The 16,543-nt window shown below is 65.3% G+C and carries 13 protein-coding genes and 1 pseudogene; 11 read left to right on the top strand and 3 right to left on the bottom strand.

The features are described from left to right. Position 1 precedes the first annotated feature (1 nt). The 3 genes from FM119_RS10360 to FM119_RS10350 are packed head-to-tail and all read left to right on the top strand — an operon-like array spanning position 2 to position 3,610. Positions 2-2,497, top strand: coding sequence for an ATP-binding protein (locus tag FM119_RS10360; RefSeq protein ID WP_087137832.1), 2,496 nt, complete (start codon positions 2-4; stop codon positions 2,495-2,497). After that, positions 2,494-3,186: a response regulator gene (locus tag FM119_RS10355; RefSeq protein WP_087137830.1), complete on the top strand. Its 693-nt coding sequence runs from the start codon at positions 2,494-2,496 to the stop codon at positions 3,184-3,186. Before FM119_RS10360 ends, FM119_RS10355 begins: the two co-directional genes overlap by 4 nt. 28 nt (positions 3,187-3,214) lie before the next feature. Continuing rightward, positions 3,215-3,610, top strand: a complete 396-nt coding sequence (locus FM119_RS10350; protein ID WP_087137827.1) for a hypothetical protein — start codon at positions 3,215-3,217, stop codon at positions 3,608-3,610. 37 nt (positions 3,611-3,647) lie between these two features. Here FM119_RS10350 and nhaA read toward each other — a convergent pair whose 3' ends face one another. From nhaA to FM119_RS10335, 3 genes are all read right to left on the bottom strand, one after another. Beyond that, the gene (gene nhaA / locus FM119_RS10345) at positions 3,648-4,985 is read right to left on the bottom strand and encodes a Na+/H+ antiporter NhaA (RefSeq protein WP_087137824.1); all 1,338 of its coding nucleotides are present in this window, start codon (positions 4,983-4,985) and stop codon (positions 3,648-3,650) included. A 109-nt stretch (positions 4,986-5,094) separates the two neighbouring features. After that, complete coding sequence (locus tag FM119_RS10340) at positions 5,095-5,577, bottom strand: hypothetical protein (RefSeq protein WP_087137822.1); 483 nt, start codon at positions 5,575-5,577, stop codon at positions 5,095-5,097. Then, positions 5,574-6,812: a glycosyltransferase gene (locus FM119_RS10335; RefSeq protein WP_166644344.1), complete on the bottom strand. Its 1,239-nt coding sequence runs from the start codon at positions 6,810-6,812 to the stop codon at positions 5,574-5,576. The genes FM119_RS10340 and FM119_RS10335 overlap by 4 nt, the downstream gene beginning before the upstream one ends. Positions 6,813-7,107: 295 nt before the next feature. Between FM119_RS10335 and dprA the strand changes: the two genes are divergently transcribed. The 8 genes and pseudogenes from dprA to FM119_RS14260 all read left to right on the top strand — a co-directional run. Next, complete coding sequence (gene dprA, locus FM119_RS10330; protein WP_087137818.1) at positions 7,108-8,121, top strand: DNA-processing protein DprA; 1,014 nt, start codon at positions 7,108-7,110, stop codon at positions 8,119-8,121. 156 nt (positions 8,122-8,277) lie between these two features. Beyond that, entirely contained in the window at positions 8,278-11,214 is a 2,937-nt protein-coding gene (locus FM119_RS10325; protein ID WP_087137816.1) for a hypothetical protein, read from the top strand. Between the two features lie 151 nt (positions 11,215-11,365). Further along, positions 11,366-11,956, top strand: a complete 591-nt coding sequence (locus FM119_RS10320) for a hypothetical protein (protein WP_243736111.1) — start codon at positions 11,366-11,368, stop codon at positions 11,954-11,956. Beyond that, positions 11,953-13,770: a type IV secretory system conjugative DNA transfer family protein gene (locus tag FM119_RS10315; protein ID WP_087137812.1), complete on the top strand. Its 1,818-nt coding sequence runs from the start codon at positions 11,953-11,955 to the stop codon at positions 13,768-13,770. The genes FM119_RS10320 and FM119_RS10315 overlap by 4 nt, the downstream gene beginning before the upstream one ends. Before the next feature lie 46 nt (positions 13,771-13,816). Further along, entirely contained in the window at positions 13,817-14,281 is a 465-nt protein-coding gene (locus FM119_RS10310; RefSeq protein WP_087137810.1) for a single-stranded DNA-binding protein, read from the top strand. 9 nt (positions 14,282-14,290) lie between these two features. Then, positions 14,291-14,896 carry a hypothetical protein gene (locus FM119_RS10305; protein ID WP_087137808.1) on the top strand — a complete coding sequence of 202 codons (606 nt, stop codon included), beginning with the start codon at positions 14,291-14,293 and terminating at the stop codon, positions 14,894-14,896. Continuing rightward, entirely contained in the window at positions 14,893-15,084 is a 192-nt protein-coding gene (locus FM119_RS13680; protein WP_133617383.1) for a hypothetical protein, read from the top strand. The genes FM119_RS10305 and FM119_RS13680 overlap by 4 nt, the downstream gene beginning before the upstream one ends. Positions 15,085-15,247: 163 nt before the next feature. Beyond that, positions 15,248-16,294, top strand: a pseudogene (locus tag FM119_RS14260) (recombinase family protein); the annotation flags it as partial. Positions 16,295-16,543: the final 249 nt, after the last annotated feature.

Genomic DNA, 16,543 nt, shown 5'->3' with positions numbered 1-16,543 from the left:
CATGCCGAAACGGGGGCAGCTTCGGGTGCTGCTCGGCGCTGCCCCCGGCGTCGGGAAAACCTTCACCATGCTGGAAGAGGGCAGGCGCCTCATCGGCGAAGAAAAAGATGTCGTCATCGGGATCGTGGAGACCCACGGTCGCGCCGCGACAGCCGCGATGACCGCAGGCATCCCTGCCGTGCCGCGCACGCTCGTCGAACATCGCGGCGTCACACTAGAAGAGATGGATCTTGCCGCGGTGCTGGGTCGTGCTCCTCAGATCGCGCTCGTCGATGAACTCGCCCACACCAACGCTCCGGGCTCGAAGAACGAGAAGCGTTGGCAGGATGTCGAGGAGTTGCTGGCAGCGGGGATCGACGTGGTGTCCACGCTGAACATCCAACACATCGAGTCCCTCAACGATGTGGTCGAACAGATCACCGGGGTTCCGCAGCGAGAAACCGTCCCAGACAGTTTCCTGCGCGGTGCGGAACAGATCGAGGTTGTCGACCTCGCCCCGCAAGCGCTTCGCGACCGTCTCAGTGGCGGCTTCGTGTACCCTGCGGAACGCATCGACGCGGCACTGTCGAACTACTTCCGGCTCGGCAACCTCACCGCGCTGCGAGAACTCGCACTTATCTGGCTTGCCGATGAAGTCGACCAGGCACTCAAGGGGTACCGCAAAGATCACGGGATCGACCGCACCTGGGAGGCTCGCGAACGCGTCGTCGTCGCCCTCACCGGTGGCCCGGAGGGGGAAACGCTCCTGCGTCGCGGTGCCCGTATCGCCGCACGCTCCGCAGGCGGCGAACTGATCGCGGTGCACATCACCAGCCAGGATGGACTTCGCACCGGAAACCCCGCCACCCTTGCCGAACAGCGCGCACTCGTCGAAAAACTCAACGGCACCTACCATCAGGTCATCGGGGATGACGTCCCCACCGCGCTCGTGGAGTTCGCGCGCTCCGTCAACGCCACCCAGCTCGTCCTCGGCGCGAGCCGCCGCGGGCGCGTCACCGCAGCGTTCACCGGGCCCGGCATCGGTGCCACGGTCGTCCGCGAGTCCGGCGACATCGACGTACACATGGTCAACCACGCCGCCGCAGGCAGCCGGTTCACACTTCCTCCGCTCACCGGCGCCCTCACCCGCAAACGCCGCATCCTCGGCTTCGTCGTCGCCTTTCTCGGGGGTCCGGCACTCACCACACTGCTGTCGCTATTCCGCAGCGAAGACTCGATCACCACCGATGTCCTCAGCTATCAGCTCCTCGTCGTGGTCGTCGCACTCGTCGGCGGTATCTGGCCGGCTCTGTTCGCCGCCGTGCTATCGGGCATCACGCTCGATTTCCTATTCATCGAGCCGCTCTACACGATCCATATCCACCAACCGCATCATCTCCTCTCACTCGTCCTGTACGTCGTGATCGCGAGCCTGGTGAGCTTCATCGTGGACCGGGCCGCCCGCACCACCCGTGCCGCCCGTCGTTCCGCCGCGGAATCCGAACTCATTCAAACCATCGCGGGCAGCGTGCTACGCGGCGACAACGCCCTCCAAGCATTGATCGATCGCACCAGAGAGGCATTCCAGCTACCCGGCGTCCGGCTCGTCAAGGCTGAGGACGTACTCGCCACATCTGGCGAGCCATTGCCTGATAACCAGCACACGAGTATCCGCATCACCGAAGACACGACCTTGGAACTGTGCGGTCCGGATCTTGCGGCCTCCGAGCAGCGGCTGCTTGCCGTTGTCACGGCACAGCTCGCCGCGGCTCTCGACCACCAGGATCTCGAACAGACCGCGAAACAGATCGAGCCCATCGCAGCTTCAGACCGGGTGCGTGGGGCGCTCCTCACAGCCCTCAGCCATGACCTGCGTCGCCCCCTCGCAGCGGCAGCGGCAGCGGTCGGCGGTCTCAAAGCTGCCGGCCCCACCCTCGCACGCTCAGACAAGCAGGAACTCCTCGACACCGCCGATGAGAGCCTTGCCGCTCTCGCCGCACTCGTCACCGACCTGCTCGATGTCAGCCGGCTGCAGGCCGGAGTGCTCACGATCGCCGATATCCCCACCGACCCCGCTGAGACGATCGCCCCCGCACTCGATGAGCTTCATCTGGGGCCGACCGATGTCACCCTCGCCCTCTCCCACGGGGACGCGCTCGCCCACGCGGACCCGGTGCTCCTGCAACGCGTCCTCGTGAACCTCCTCACCAACGCGCACCGCTACAGTCCCGCAGGTGTTCCGGTCCATGTCAGCACCAGCACCTTCGGTGACCGCCTTGAGATCCGCATCATCGACCGAGGGCCTGGAATCCCGCCCGAGAAGCTGGATGACATCTTCCTGCCGTTCCAACGCCTCGGCGACACCGACAACACGACCGGCCTCGGCCTCGGCCTCGCTCTCTCGCGCGGCTTCGTCGAAGCGATGCACGGCACCCTCACACCCGAGGACACCCCGGGTGGCGGGCTCACCATGGTCATCTCTCTTCCCACGACCCACACCAGCCAGGAGCAGCCATGAGAATCTTGATCGCCGACGACGACCCCCAGATCCTCCGCGCGCTCCGCATCACCCTCACGGCCAAGGGATACCAGATCTTCACCGCCGCGGACGGAGCGGAAGCGATTACCGCCGCCATCGACCACCACCCCGACATCTTCCTCATCGACCTCGGTATGCCGCAGCTCGACGGCATCGAGGTCATTCACGGGATCCGTGGCTGGTCGCAGGCACCCATCCTCGTCGTCTCCGGCCGAGCCGGTGCCGCAGACAAGGTCGAAGCGCTCGACGCGGGCGCAGACGACTACATCACCAAACCTTTCTCCGTTGAAGAGCTCCTCGCCCGTATTCGCGCCCTCACCCGCCGTCTCCCGCAAGAAACGGCTGCTCCGGTCGTGCATCTCGGCCCTGTCACCATCGACCTCGCCGCGCACAGTGTCACCAGGGAAACCACGGAGGGGCACAAGCAAATTCGGCTAACCCCGACCGAGTGGCAGTTCATCGAGATCCTCATCCGCAACGCAGGAAAACTCGTCACCCGCCAGACCATCCTCACCACCATTTGGGGCACCGAACACGCAGAAGACACCGGATATCTTCGTCTCTACGTGTCCCAACTCCGCAGGAAGCTCGAGGACGACCCCGCGAACCCCCAGCACCTGCTCACCGAGCCCGGCATGGGATACCGACTCGACGGCATGACGCTATGAACCGGCACACGTCGCCCGGGAAGACGTTGTGAGCGTCGTCGACACCATCGGCATCATCGGTGAGTTGCTCTCCTGGGTAGGCGCCTTCGCAGGCGTCCCGTTCTTGATCGCGGCTCTCGTGATCCACGCGGTCGAAGGGCCCCGTCTCCCCACGAACGTCACCATTATCGAAGACCTCGACCACCGCAAGGTCGCGCAGTGGGCTGTGGAAGAGCGCACTTACTCACGTCCCCTCACGGTTGAAGATGGCCCCGCCGACCCGCATTCAACTTCGGTCACCGGGTATTTCAGAGTCCGGCATCCGCATCTCCTCGACATATACAAGCGTTCTCATCGTGAGCGCGTGTGTCTCGCGCTCGCGGCAACCTTGCTGAGTGTCGCCGTTGCGGGCTTTCTCGCGTCGCTGGCTCCGATGTTCTGGTGAGGTATCTCCGAAATGTGTCGCGGTGAGTTGTCTCTGATCACTGCTGATACACGTCGGGGATGCCGTCGCCGTCCTGGTCTTCGGCGTCGCTGTGCGCGATACGTCGGTAGCGTCGATTGCGGCTGATCAAGAGCACGGAGGCAATGACCGCGGCAAGCACGGAGGCCATGAGGATGGCGACCTTCGCGTGGTCGTGGTGAGGATCTGTCGCGGAGAAGCTGAGCTCCGTGACGAGCAGGGAGACGGTGAAGCCGATCCCTGCGAGCAGGCCGACGCCGGTGAGGTCGACCCATTTCAGTGCCGGATCCAGGCTGATCCCACGGAGCCTGGTGGTCAGCCAGGTGGTGGTCACGATGCCCAGCGGCTTCCCGATGACGAGCGCTACGACGATCCCGATGGTGACCGGATCGGTGAGCGCCGAGACGAACCCGTCCGCTCCGCCGATCGCGACACCGGCGGAGAAGAACGCGAACACGGGCACTGCGAACCCTGCAGAGAGCGGCCGAAAGCGATGCTCGAACACTTCTGCCAAGCCCGGCTCAGTGTCAGCGACGTGGTCACGACGCCGGTGAAGCACGGGGATAGTGAACCCGAGCAGTACGCCGGCGATGGTGGCGTGGATGCCTGATGCGTGCACGAACGCCCAAGCTGTCACGCCGACAGGGAGCAGAATCAGCCAAGCTGCCGCAGGCTTGAGGTGGAAGAACTGTCGATACCTCTGAGCAAGGACCGCGTACACCCCGATGACGCCCAAGCCGACAAGCAGCGGTATGAGCTGGATGCTGTCGGTGTAGAACACCGCAATGATCGTGATCGCGATGAGATCGTCCACGACGGCAAGCGTCAACAGGAAGATACGAAGCGGCCCGGGTAGGTGCGAGCCAATCAATGCCAGCACCGCGACAGCGAACGCGATATCGGTGGCAGTGGGGATCGCCCACCCGCGAAGCAGCTCAGCATCCGGGGCAACAACAGCAACGTAGAGCAGTGCAGGAACGGCTACTCCGCCGACTGCGGCTGCGACTGGGACGATCGCGGTGGAGAAGCGGCGCAGATCTCCCGCGACGAACTCGCGTTTGAGTTCCAGTCCGACGAGGAAGAAGAAGATCGCAAGCAGTCCGTCTGCGGCCCATGCTCCGAGGCTCATACGGAGATGCCAGGGCTCATACCCGATCTCGAAGTCGCGGAGCGCGAAGTAGCTGTCTGCCCAGGGAGAGTTCGCCCAGAGAATGCCGATCGCTGCCAGCAGTACGAGCAGCATCCCGCCGACCGTTTCCTTGCGGAGCAGAACGCCGATGCGTAGGGCTTCTGAATACGTTCCCCGAGACGGGAACTGTGCACGTTTCGTTGCGCGGCGGGCAGGGCGAGGAGCCATAGGCAGATCCGTTCGAGGTCGACAACAAGAGAATGTGTCGACCAGACTTCCCGACGCGCCACATTCATTGTAGCCGGAGGAGGGCTCTCGCCGCCGCGCCACCGGTGGATCAGAGATACAGGCTCGTCGCCGCCCGTCGAATGTTCTCGTCCCGAATCTGTGGCCACGAAAGGCTCGCTGCACCCGACAAGCTGCCTGCTTGGGTGGAGAGTTCGCCCATTCGTTTCAGCAGCAGCAGAGGGTCGTCGACGTCAGAAACATCGAGCAGGACAACATCGAGATCACGGCCGAGCCTCAACTCAGCATCCGTGTGGATCTTGAGGGCCAACGATTGGGCGATACTCCCGAGGTGGAGCTGGGCCGGCGAGTCCGTTCGATAAGCGAGCAACAAGTGCCGACAGGCAGGGTGGGGGCGGCATGCGTCAAGGGAGTCGAGTGCAGCCTTTTTGAGTTTCTTCCGCGCCTCGCGCCGGTTGGTGAGCGCACACAGGTCGCTTGCCCACACGATCATTCTGACTGGCCCTGGTTCCAAGGAACTGGATTCAGGGCGGAATAGAAACTGGTCCCCAAGGAACAGGATCACGTCGGTCATGCTTCGACCGCACCTGCCAACGTCTTGGCGATAATCGAGATCGCGTTCGCGGGTCCGTTTTCTCGGCGCATGTGTTCCGCCGCACGTTGGACAGCAGGACGGCGACCCGCCGCGTCTGCGATCGCAGCTCGAATGCTCTCCGCTGACAACCGGTCCTTGTTCAGCGGAGCACCGGCGAGCCCCTTGTTACGCAGAAGTTGCGCCCAAAACGCTTGGTCTGCCAAGAATGGCACCAGCACCGATGGCGTCCCGCATCTGGTCGCTGCATGCACGGTTCCTGCGCCGCCGTGATGCATCGCGACTGCTGCGGTCGGAAGCACGGCCGCATGCGGGACGGCCGACACTGTCATCACATCACGGCCCAGGCAGCGCGTGGGGGGATTCAACGCGCCCCAGCCTGTCGCGAGCAGCACGCGGAGTCCAGCCCGGCGAGCGCCTTCCACGATGGTCTCAGCTCGTGCGTCCGCACCAGTTCCACGCATCGAACCAAATCCTGCGTAAAGGAAAGGGGCGTCATCTGAGATGAAATCCGTGACCTCCGCGCTTAGCGCTTCGCGGCGTGCTGAAGTCCTAGGCCAGTCTCCCGTCAAGTGTGTGGTGGCAGGCCAGTCCGAAGGGCGAGTGAGCAACGTAGGACTCACCGCGACAAGCGAACCTGCCGCCTCTCGCACATGCTTGGAACCGGAGAGGCCGAGGCGCTGCCGTGCTGCACGAATCTCAGACGCAAACATCAACCGAGCAGCGGAAACCGCGCGATAGCTGGACCGATTGACCGCGCCTCCCAGCGAGCGATTCAGCACTCCAGCAGCTGGGAACTCACGTGACGGCGTCATCACAGGTGCAAGCTCAACAGTGAGATATGGAATTCCAAGGTGCTCGGCCACGACAGGCACAGTCAACAACTTGGGATGGGCGACGATGACGTCAGGCTGCCATTGCATTGCCTGATCGACGACACCACCCAGAATGGTCCGCATCGCAGGTTGAACCTGCTGCCGGAACGCTCGTGCGCCACTGAATGGCCCTGAGACGTGCCCGTCGAGAGACGAGAAACTCACCCCCAGGCTGACGACGTCGATCTCCTCAGGGAAGTTCGCATCGTCAGTTGCAACTACCTGAACGTCGTACCCGGAGCCATGGAGCGCAGCAGCCAGGGACAGAAATGGTTCGATATCGCCGCGGCTCCCTGCTGTCGCAAGAAGCAGCCGCGATTGCTTGGTCGTAGCTTCAGACACGAACATCTCCGCTGCGGCCTGTCTCGCATGCCTGCGAGGAAGCCTGCGGTTGCGCTTCTGAAATAAGCGAGATTCCAGTGCTCGCTACATTGTTCACGGTACTCCTCTGGTCGTATTGCCAACCGGATACGGTCAGCGTTCATGTCGACCAGACTTCCCGACGCGCCAAGATCAGCCTAGTTGATTCGATCGCCGTCATGGTTTTCTTCCCCGTGGGTCGGCAAGCCAAGCCGGCGAGTCGCTTCTTACGCACCTATCCCTCGATTGATTCACCACAACCGAGGGAGCAGAAGCGATGGACAAGATCAACGAGTTCGCTGCCAATGAGCGCACCGCGAGGATCATCCTCGCGGCTGTCTCCGAACCAGGTGACGCTGTGACGGGTCGGATGATCCGCACCGTCGGTGCCACCGAGACTGTCGCGCGTGCCATTGCCGATGAGGTGCCGGTCGGACCTGACGCTGACACCTGGCAGCGGCGTCTCGCCCCGCGCATCGACGCTGTCCAGATGCGGCGGGTGCTCGCGGAGACTGAACGTCATGGCATACGGGTACTGATCCCCGGCGATGCGGACTGGCCGTTGTCGGTCAACGCGCTCGGAGATCATGCCCCGGTGGCGCTTTGGGCGAAGGGCGACACCAGCCTGCTCACAGGCCCAGTGTGGGATCGCCTCACCATCACTGGGGCCCGGGCGTCCACCGGGTACGGGGAACATATCACCACAGATTTGGTGCAGTCCGCAGTCTCGGATGCGCGAACAGTGCTCTCCGGTGGGGCCTACGGGATTGATGGCGCCGCGCACCGTGCCGCTCTCACTTTTGGTGGTTCCACCATCGCCGTGCTCGCGGGCGGCCTGGACCGCCCGTACCCAGCTGGGCACACCGAACTCCTGGGCCGGGTCGCAGACGACGGGTTGCTGGTGAGTGAGTTGCCGCCGGGGGCCGCGCCGACGAAGTGGCGGTTCCTGCAACGCGGAAGGCTCCTCGCCGCCCTCTCCGGCACCGTCATCATCGCCGAGGCCGGTTACCGCTCAGGTTCCTTGTATACGGCCGCCCGTGCGATGGAGCTGGGCCGGCCGGTCGGTGCAATCCCTGGCCCGCTGACGAGTGCGGCGTCTGCGGGGTGTCACAGGTTATTGCGTGATGAGCTCGGGTCAATCATCACCGGATACGACGACATCCGCGAACTCCTCCACAGCGTGCGCGACGGTGCGCACCGTGCGGTGCGGGAGCGGGCAGGACTCGAGGACAATCCACTCGATCAAGAGAAGCCCAGCCAGGGGCGGAGCCCGCAGGGTCTTGGGTTGTGAGGTCGAGGGTCTGGGTGGTGCACCTGCTGTGAAGGCGACCCGTGTCGGGTTGCTGCTCACCAGAACGTCAGGAGGCATCTCGTGTCAGGATCACTCACCCACATTCCGCAGCCGGTGGCTGCGCCGCCACCGACCAAGCTCCGGAGATGGCTATCCGTGCTGCTGGCCCTGTTCCTGCTCACCGGATCGTTCGCGCTGAGTACGCAGCCGGCACACGCGGCGAGTGAGGGCGTCGGCTACTGGTCTGACGGCGCGTTCCTCGGTGCCTATAACACCGGTGTCGACGGCAGGCAAGCGTACTGTGCGGATCTCCACGCTGATCCTCCGTATGGGAACACGGCGGGGCCGGAGCGGATCACGTCGCTGGATTCGCTGTCTCGTCAGCAACTCGCTGAGATGAACTATGTGCTGGATCGGTGGGGACAGTCCGGTGACGCGAACGTGACGGCCGCGGTGGCCTTGTATGTGTGGTCAGTCGCGAGTCCTGGCATGTACAACTCTCACGGCATGTCCGGTGACGACTACTACGTCGCCCGCGCACCAGCGTCGGAACGGGGCACGATCCTCGCGAACCTCTCGACCATGCGACAGGAAGCGGCGGTGAACGCGGTCACGGACCCGTCGCTGTCGCTCGCACTGGATATGACGGATCAGTACAACGGCACGCTCACCGTCACCGCGCACCCGGCCTCTCTGACCGGGAGTGCGTCGCTGACGAATGCGGTGTTCACGGACGGGGCGTCAACGCGGAATCTCGCCGTCGGTACGCACCCGATCATCGGCACCCCAGCCGACGGAATGCCGTCGTACAAGATCGGTGCGTCGATGAACATCGCCGCCGCCGGATACGGGGCCGCGCTCGACCTGTATGCGACGCCCGGGCAGCAGCGCCTGATCGCCGCCGTTGCTGGCTCCTCCACGGGCTTGTCAGCATCGGTCGAGTCGCCGATGATCGACCTCGATTTCCAGCCAGAGATCACCACCCAGGTCGCATCCCGCTACGTCACCGAGGGTGACGCGTTCGTGGATTGGCTCACAGTCACGGTGTCGAAGGGCACCTGGATTCACCTCGACGGGAAACCCATCGAAGTGACCGCGACCGGCGCGCTGTATGGGCCGTTCGATGAGCAGCCCACCGAAGCTGACACCCCACCCGCCGGAGCCCCTGTCGTGGGCACCGAGACGGTGACGCTCACAGGGGCTGGGTCGTATACGTCGCCCGGCACGATCACCGCCCCGGAATCGGGCTTCTACACCTGGGTCTGGGCAATCGACAAGGACGCGCACGGCGAGCACGCGAAGTACCTGACCGACTCGTTCACCGACCGGTATGGGCAGGTGGCAGAGACTGCGGTGGTGCCGTTCCAGCCGGTCGCGGTGTCGGAGGCGGATCAGCGTCTCGCTGTCCCCGGCGACGCGCTCATCGACAACATCACCGTCTCCAGCAGCAACGGCGTCTGGTTGAAGAAGGCCGGCGCACCCATTCCGGTGGTGTTCGAGGGCACGGCCTACCAAGTCCCCGGAACCCTACCTCCAGCACAGAACGCGTCGATCGACAGCAATGCGGTGCCGCTCGGCACCGTGACGATCACCGCGGACGGCCCCGGCATCTACACGTCCCCGCCGGTGATCGCGCCGACGGGCGGGTTTGTGACCTGGGTGTGGGAGGTGAAGAAGTCGTCGCAGCCGGAGTGGGTGCGTGACTACCTCGCCGCCGGCTGGACCGACGAGTACGGGATCAGTGTGGAGACGACGTCGGTGCGGTGGCCGGTCACGGTGACGTCGCTGGTGCGGGAGTACAACGTGCACCCCGGCGGACGCGCCTTCGACGTGATTACCGTTACCGGGTTCCCTGCGAACCATGGGGATTTCACCGGCGACGGCTACTGGGGCGCCGACGTCGACGAACTCCACCACACCGTCTACGGCCCGTTCGCGTCGGATGCGGAGCTCACCGATGATCTCGACCTCACCGGTGCTCCGGTGCTGACGGCGCTTACGACGCCGGCGAGGAACGGGGTGTACAAGCTCGGGTACACGGATGAGGACAAGATCGTGCCGACCGAGCCCGGCTTCTACGTCTTCGTCACCACCTTCACCGGCGACGACCGCGTGCAGCCGTATGCGTCGTCTCCGGCGGATGTGCTGGAACGCTTCTACGTCCCACCCACCAATACGGAGGTTCCGGTGTCGGTGGTGACGCAGGCGACACCGGAAGCGTTCGTCGGTGAACCGTTCTCGGATACTGCGCTTGTGCAGGGCACGAAGATTCCCGACGGTTCCTATCTGGTGTTCCGCGCTTACGGACCCCACCCGGCAGACCCCGGAGCCGTGTGTGAATCGCCGTTCTATGAGAGCGAGGAGATCCCGATCACTCAGGCGGGTGTCTACCGTTCTGGCACCACCACCGTCACTGAGCCGGGGAATGTGTACTGGGTCGAATCCCTCTACAACGCCGACGGCGAGATCATCGCCGAAGGCGTCTGCGGTGCGCCGGGTGAGACGACGGTGGTGAAGGAGCAGCCAGAGGAGCTGATCGTGAAAACGAACGCCGTGGCGACCGTGCAGCTTGGTGATCCGGCGCATGATGTCTCGACCGTCACCGGCACCGTCCCCGACGGGGCACGCCTGATCTTCGAGGCGTACCGGCAGGACAGTGACACCGCGACTTGCACCTCGGAAGACCTCGTTTTCACCTCCACCACGATTGATCTGGATGGGCCGGGTGAGTATCGCTCTGACGAGGTGATCTTCGAGACGGTCGGCATCTACTACTGGGTGGAGACCGTCACCGATGAGGACGGCACGATCCTGCACCGTGGGGTCTGCGGCGCACCGGATGAGACCACCACCGTCACCGACACTCCGGACGAACCAGGGACACCGGGCACGCCGGGTGAGCTCGCTCACACCGGCGGCGGTGACTGGTGGCCGCTCGGTCTTGCCGGTGGGCTGATCGCCGCGGTCACCGGCGGGGTGCTGCTGTTCGGGCGTCGCCTCGCGATCGCCCGCGACCGTGCCGGGTACGTCCGCGAGGAAGACGAAGCGTTCGAGGAGTTCAAGGCCCAGTTCGAGGGAGCAAAGGAGGACTAACCCCAGGCTGCTGACCCGCCGGCACCCCCATGGCGGGCCGGCACGGGAGGGCACGAACCACCCCCAGGTTCGTGCCCTCCCACCTGCGTTCCCGGGGCGGTACGAGCGCACCTGCCTGGCGACACCACTGCACTCCACCGAGAGGAACCCTGTGACGCCGAAGCCCCGCTACCGCCGCACCCACCCCGACCACCAACCCCCGAAAGCGCCGAAGCCACCGAAGACTGAGCCCGGTGGACCGGTCGTCGTGCCGGTGGTGGAGTTCACCATCACCGATGACGGTGCGATGACAGTCACCGTCGACGGGGCGACGTACCTGCCGGAGCCGTTCGCTCCGGGGTGGCGACGCGAAGCGTTCCCGACGATCCTCGACGCCCTCACCGCCCGATATCGGTCGCCGCTGCGGGTGCAGGTACACGAGGCGGACGGGTCGACGTTCACCGACATCATCACCCCGCCCCGCGAACGCCCCGCGCCGAGACCGTGGGAAGTACCACCCCCGGACGACGTCATGGCGGCGCCGGTGCGCGCGGTGCCGCCCGTGCTGCATCAGGTCGAAGGGGCGGGGTTCGTTCCAGGTGAGGATGTTGCCGTTGCGATCATCCACGCCCACACCGACGCCAGCAGCAACGGCACCGCGCGCGCTCTCCTCACCGCAGAGCAGGCAGCGTTGGCGGTGACGGGTGAAGTGATCCTCCTCGGGCGCATCTCCGGCACCCTCAGCATCGTGAGAATCCAATGAGTACTCCGCGGCAGGGTGGGGCGCTTGGGGATGAGCTGGCGAACCTCGGCATCATCGCCCTCATCGCCGCCGCCGTCCTCGCCGTCATCCTCCGCGTCGCGGGCACCATCACCGCCTGGGTCACCGGGATCAAGCAGCCTACGGGCGGGATTGCAGCCGGCCTCGGCGTCATCCTGCACCCCACCGACCCCGGCAGCGCACTCGGTGCCAACGGGCTGAACCCGGTGGCGTACTGGGTCGTCGCAGGTGTCCTCATCGTCGCGGTCGGTGGTGCGGGGTGGTGGGTGTGGCGGTTCTTCCGTGAGCACGCACGGCAGACGAAGGTCGACCCGTACCGGATCGTCGGGATCGCCACCCGCACCGACGTCACCACCGCAGCCTCAGAGAAGGCACTGCTGCGACGGGCCGGGCAACTCCGTCCCTCCATCGAGGAGCCTGCCGTCACCGATGTCGGCTACCTCCTCGGCGCATCGAGGAATGTGGGTGTGTGGGCGAGTGTGGAGGATTCGATCCTGCTGATCGGGCCGCCCCGTTCTGGGAAGGGTCTGCATGTGGTCATCAACGCGATCCTCGATGCCCCCGGCGCAGTCGTCACAACCTCCACCCGCCCCGACAACCTCACCGCGACGTTGAAGGCGCGGGGCGCGGAGGGTCGGCCGGTGGCGGTGTTCGATCCGCAGCACCTCGCCGAAGGCGTCCCCGCAGGACTCCGGTGGTCGCCGATCCGGGGATGTGAGGACCCGTTGACGGCGATGATCCGCGCCACCGGCCTCGCTGCGGGCACCGGCCTGTCCGCCGGTGGCGTCGAGGGCGGGGACTTCTGGGAAGGGAAAACCCGCACCGCACTCCAAGCCCTCCTTCACGCCGCCGCCCTCGATCAACGTGCGCCTGCCGAGCTGTTCCGGTGGACCCTCGATCCTGCCGCAGCGTCCGATGCGGTCGCGATCCTCACTGCGAACCCTCGGGCGGCGACGGGGTGGGCGGATTCGTTGCAGGCGATGATCGACTCAGACCCCCGAACCCGCGACTCCATCTGGCAAGGCGTGTCCCTGTCCCTTGCCGCGCTCGCCGATCCTCGTGTTCTTGATGCGGTCAGTCCGGGCCCGGAGGAGCGGTTCGATCCGGAGGAGTTTCTACGCAAGCGCGGCACCGTGTATCTGCTCGCGACGGGGGCGGGGGCGAATAACAGTGCCGCGCTGGTGTCGGCGTTCGTGGAAGACCTCGTCGAAGCCTCCCGCCGCCTCGCCGCACGCTCACCCGCAGCCCGCCTCGACCCGCCCCTGCTGCTCGCGCTGGATGAGATCGGCAACCTTGCCCCGCTCCCGTCGCTCCCGACGTTGATGGCAGAAGGAGGGGGTACGGGGATCACGACGATGCCGGTGTTGCAGTCTCTCGCGCAGGCGCGGGAGAAGTGGTCGGATAACGCGGCCGGCGCGATCTGGGACGCCAGCATTGTGAAAATCATCCTCGGCGGCGCATCCAACAGCCGCGACCTCCAAGACCTCACCACCCTCATCGGAGAACGCGACGAGATCACCGACTCCACCACCATCGGCGACCACGGCTCCCGCACCGCGCAGCGTTCCATTCGTCGGGTGTCGATCATGCCGCCCGACGTGATCCGCACCCTCGCATTCGGCACCGGACTGATCCTGCTGCGCGCCGCACCGCCGATCGTCGCGAAACTCCGGCCCTGGACCCGCCGCAAGGACGCGAGCGAGCTGCAGGGTCAGCGGCGTGTGGTGGAGGAACTGCTGCAAGCCGGCACCCCAGCATCCACGAGAGATGAGGGGCCGGTGGGCGCACCTGAGTGACAGAGCACCCCGAAGTGCGGGGTGTCGTCATCACGAGGAGTGTCCAATGGCTATCCATACGCAAGAGTCCCTGTCCGGGTTCATCGCTTCCGAACCGCACCTGTCGTTCACCGAGAAAGGTGATGCGCGGCTATTCGTCAAGATCGGGCAGGAACACTACCGCCGAGAAGACGACGGCTCGTTCACGCAGACCGAGACCACATTCCACGACCTCGTCGCCTTCCGGAAGACCGCCGAACGCGCCCACCAGCGCTTCGCCAAAGGCGACAAGTTCATCGCCGAGGGCTACACCCACCACTACGACCGTACCGACGACAACGGGCAGGCCGTCAAGGTCGAAGAGTTCGTCGCGAAGAAACTGGGCCACGACCTCGCCCGCACCCGCTACACCGTCGACCGCCCCCGACGCACACCGGAAGCCGACTCACTGGATGCCGGGCTTGAGGACACTGCACTGTCACCCGACGCACCACGCCGCGCGCCCGCTAGCACACCCGCGGTCGGGCGGTGAGGTCGGATCATGGTCGATGAACTGCCCGACACGGGCGAGGTTGATCCGGGCGAGGCGGCGGAGGACGAGTTCGATGAGAGCTACGACCCGGACTCCGACGCTCCCGCCGCTGACGACGACGCAGCGGGCCCTCCGGGGCCGGTGAACTGGAATCTCCTCACCGCCGACGCCGCAGAAGAAGAATGGCTCGCACTCAACGAATGGGTGCACTGGCTCCGACACACCTACGGCCTCCCCGTTGCTGTCATCCCACCCTTCTGGCACCGCCACCCCGAGCTCGTGTGGGAGCTGTCCGCGCTGCACATCCACTGGCTGTGCGCGATCCACCCCGAAGCGAAAGGCAGCGCCATGCTCGTCTGGCACCGCGACTTCACCGAAGCCCAAGAACGCCTCCGGCACTGGACCGCATCCTGCGGCACACGCCTGACCACCGACCGCCCCACCCGCCGCATCGCCTGGCCCGGAGAACCCGACACCGACCCCATCGAAGACATCATCATCCCGAACCGCGAGGAAGACTTCGTGGAATACATGCACGCCGATGTGGAAGCTCGGCGGCGTGCCGAGGACCAGTTCATCGCAGGTCTCGGCCTGAGCACGGGGGAAGTGCCGTGAGCAGGGGTGAGCGACGGCGCGGCGAGGATCGGCGCTTCACCGTGCAGGCGGTGCCGCGGAGTCAACCTGACCTGCACAAGCTCGCGCAGGTGCTCCTCGGCATGGCGGTCAGCAGATCGAAGACGAACGGCGAGACCACGCCGGATGCCGCCGATCCTGGGCCTTCTGAGCCCGACAAGGTAGAATAGAACCCGACGCCACGGCCTTCCCAGGCCGGGTGCGCAGTCTCCTTGCCCTTGTGGCTTACCCCGGTTTCGTGCCGGTGGACGTGTTTCCCGTTTACGAGTCGCACCGCGTGACGCTTCGCCGTCGCGTTGGCTCCCACTCTTCCGGTGAGAGGAAACACGACTCATGACTCTGGCACCCCCAGCGCCACCCACCAGCATCGACCGGCTCGGCGAGACCACCACGCTCGCCGTCTCCTACCTCCGCGTCTCCACCAAGGAGCAGGCAGAGCGCGGCGGACGCGACGAGGGATTCTCGATCCCCGCGCAACGCGATGCGAACCTCCGCAAGGCCCGCGATCTGAACGCGATCGTCGTGGAGGAGTTCATCGACGCGGGTGAGTCCGCGCGCAAGGCCGACAGGCCAGAGCTGATGCGAATGATCGAGTACGTCAAGACCCATCAGGTCGCGTACTGCATCGTCCACAAAGTCGATCGGCTCGCCCGCAACCGTGCCGACGACGTAGCGATCCACCTCGCGCTCAAAGACGCCGGCGTGATCCTCGTGTCCGCGACGGAGAACATAGACGAGACCCCATCAGGGATGCTGCTGCACGGCATCATGTCCACGATCGCGGAGTTCTACTCCCGCAACCTCGCCAACGAGGTCACCAAGGGCATGACCCAGAAAGCCGCCACCGGCGGAACCGTCGGTCGCGCCCCCATCGGCTACCTCAACGTCCACAAACGTGACGAGCTCGGCCGCGACATCCCCGCTGTGATCCCCGACCCCGACCGCGCTGCTTTGGTGCGGTGGGCGTTCGAGGCATACGCGACGGGGAACTACTCGACCTCGATGCTGCACAGCGAACTTGTCGACCGCGGCCTCACGACCGTGCCGACCCCGAAACGTCCGGCGAAGGCTCCGGGGCTGTCCACGATCCAGCAGATGCTCTCCAACCCGTACTACAAGGGCGACGTGATCTTCCGTGGCGCCCGCTACGACGGACTCCACGAACCGCTGGTGAGCGCGGAGCTCTGGTATCGGGTGCAGAACGTCCTCACCGCGCACCAGGTGTCCGGGGAGAAAACCCAAACCCACGAGCACTACCTGAAAGGCTCCGTGTACTGCGGCGACTGCGGCTCCCGCCTGATGGTCACCCACGCGAGGAATGGCAAGGGCATCGTCTACCCGTACTTCATCTGCGCCGGCCGGCACTCCAAGCGCACGAACTGTGTCCGCCAGGCCATGCCGATCGAGCACATCGAACGACAGGTCGAGGACTACTACCGGCGTGTGCAGATACCCGAGCACATCGTCACCGCGCTTCGGCACATGCTCGTGCGCCAGTTCGATGACCTCCACGCCGCGAACAAAGCAGAACGGCACACCCACGCTGTCGAGCGTGACCGGCTCCGCGACGAACGCCGTAGCCTGCTCCACGCCCACCACGCCGGAGCCGTCCCGCTGGACCTCCTCAAA

Origin of the sequence: Mycetocola reblochoni REB411 (assembly GCF_900163835.1) — a bacterium.
Taxonomy (GTDB): Bacteria; Actinomycetota; Actinomycetes; order Actinomycetales; family Microbacteriaceae; genus Mycetocola_B; species Mycetocola_B reblochoni.
This window is presented reverse-complemented; position numbering and strand designations above follow the sequence as displayed.

What these genes read in the sequence shown, in the direction of transcription:
- FM119_RS10360 (WP_087137832.1), top strand. Translation starts at nt 2, where the DNA reads ATGCCGAAACGGGGGCAGCTTCGGGTGCTGCTCGGCGCTGCCCCCGGC.
- FM119_RS10340 (WP_087137822.1), bottom strand. Translation starts at nt 5,577, where the DNA reads ATGACCGACGTGATCCTGTTCCTTGGGGACCAGTTTCTATTCCGCCCT.
- FM119_RS10315 (WP_087137812.1), top strand. Translation starts at nt 11,953, where the DNA reads ATGAGTACTCCGCGGCAGGGTGGGGCGCTTGGGGATGAGCTGGCGAAC.
- dprA (WP_087137818.1), top strand. Translation starts at nt 7,108, where the DNA reads ATGGACAAGATCAACGAGTTCGCTGCCAATGAGCGCACCGCGAGGATC.
- FM119_RS10305 (WP_087137808.1), top strand. Translation starts at nt 14,291, where the DNA reads ATGGTCGATGAACTGCCCGACACGGGCGAGGTTGATCCGGGCGAGGCG.
- nhaA (WP_087137824.1), bottom strand. Translation starts at nt 4,985, where the DNA reads ATGGCTCCTCGCCCTGCCCGCCGCGCAACGAAACGTGCACAGTTCCCG.
- FM119_RS10310 (WP_087137810.1), top strand. Translation starts at nt 13,817, where the DNA reads ATGGCTATCCATACGCAAGAGTCCCTGTCCGGGTTCATCGCTTCCGAA.
- FM119_RS10355 (WP_087137830.1), top strand. Translation starts at nt 2,494, where the DNA reads ATGAGAATCTTGATCGCCGACGACGACCCCCAGATCCTCCGCGCGCTC.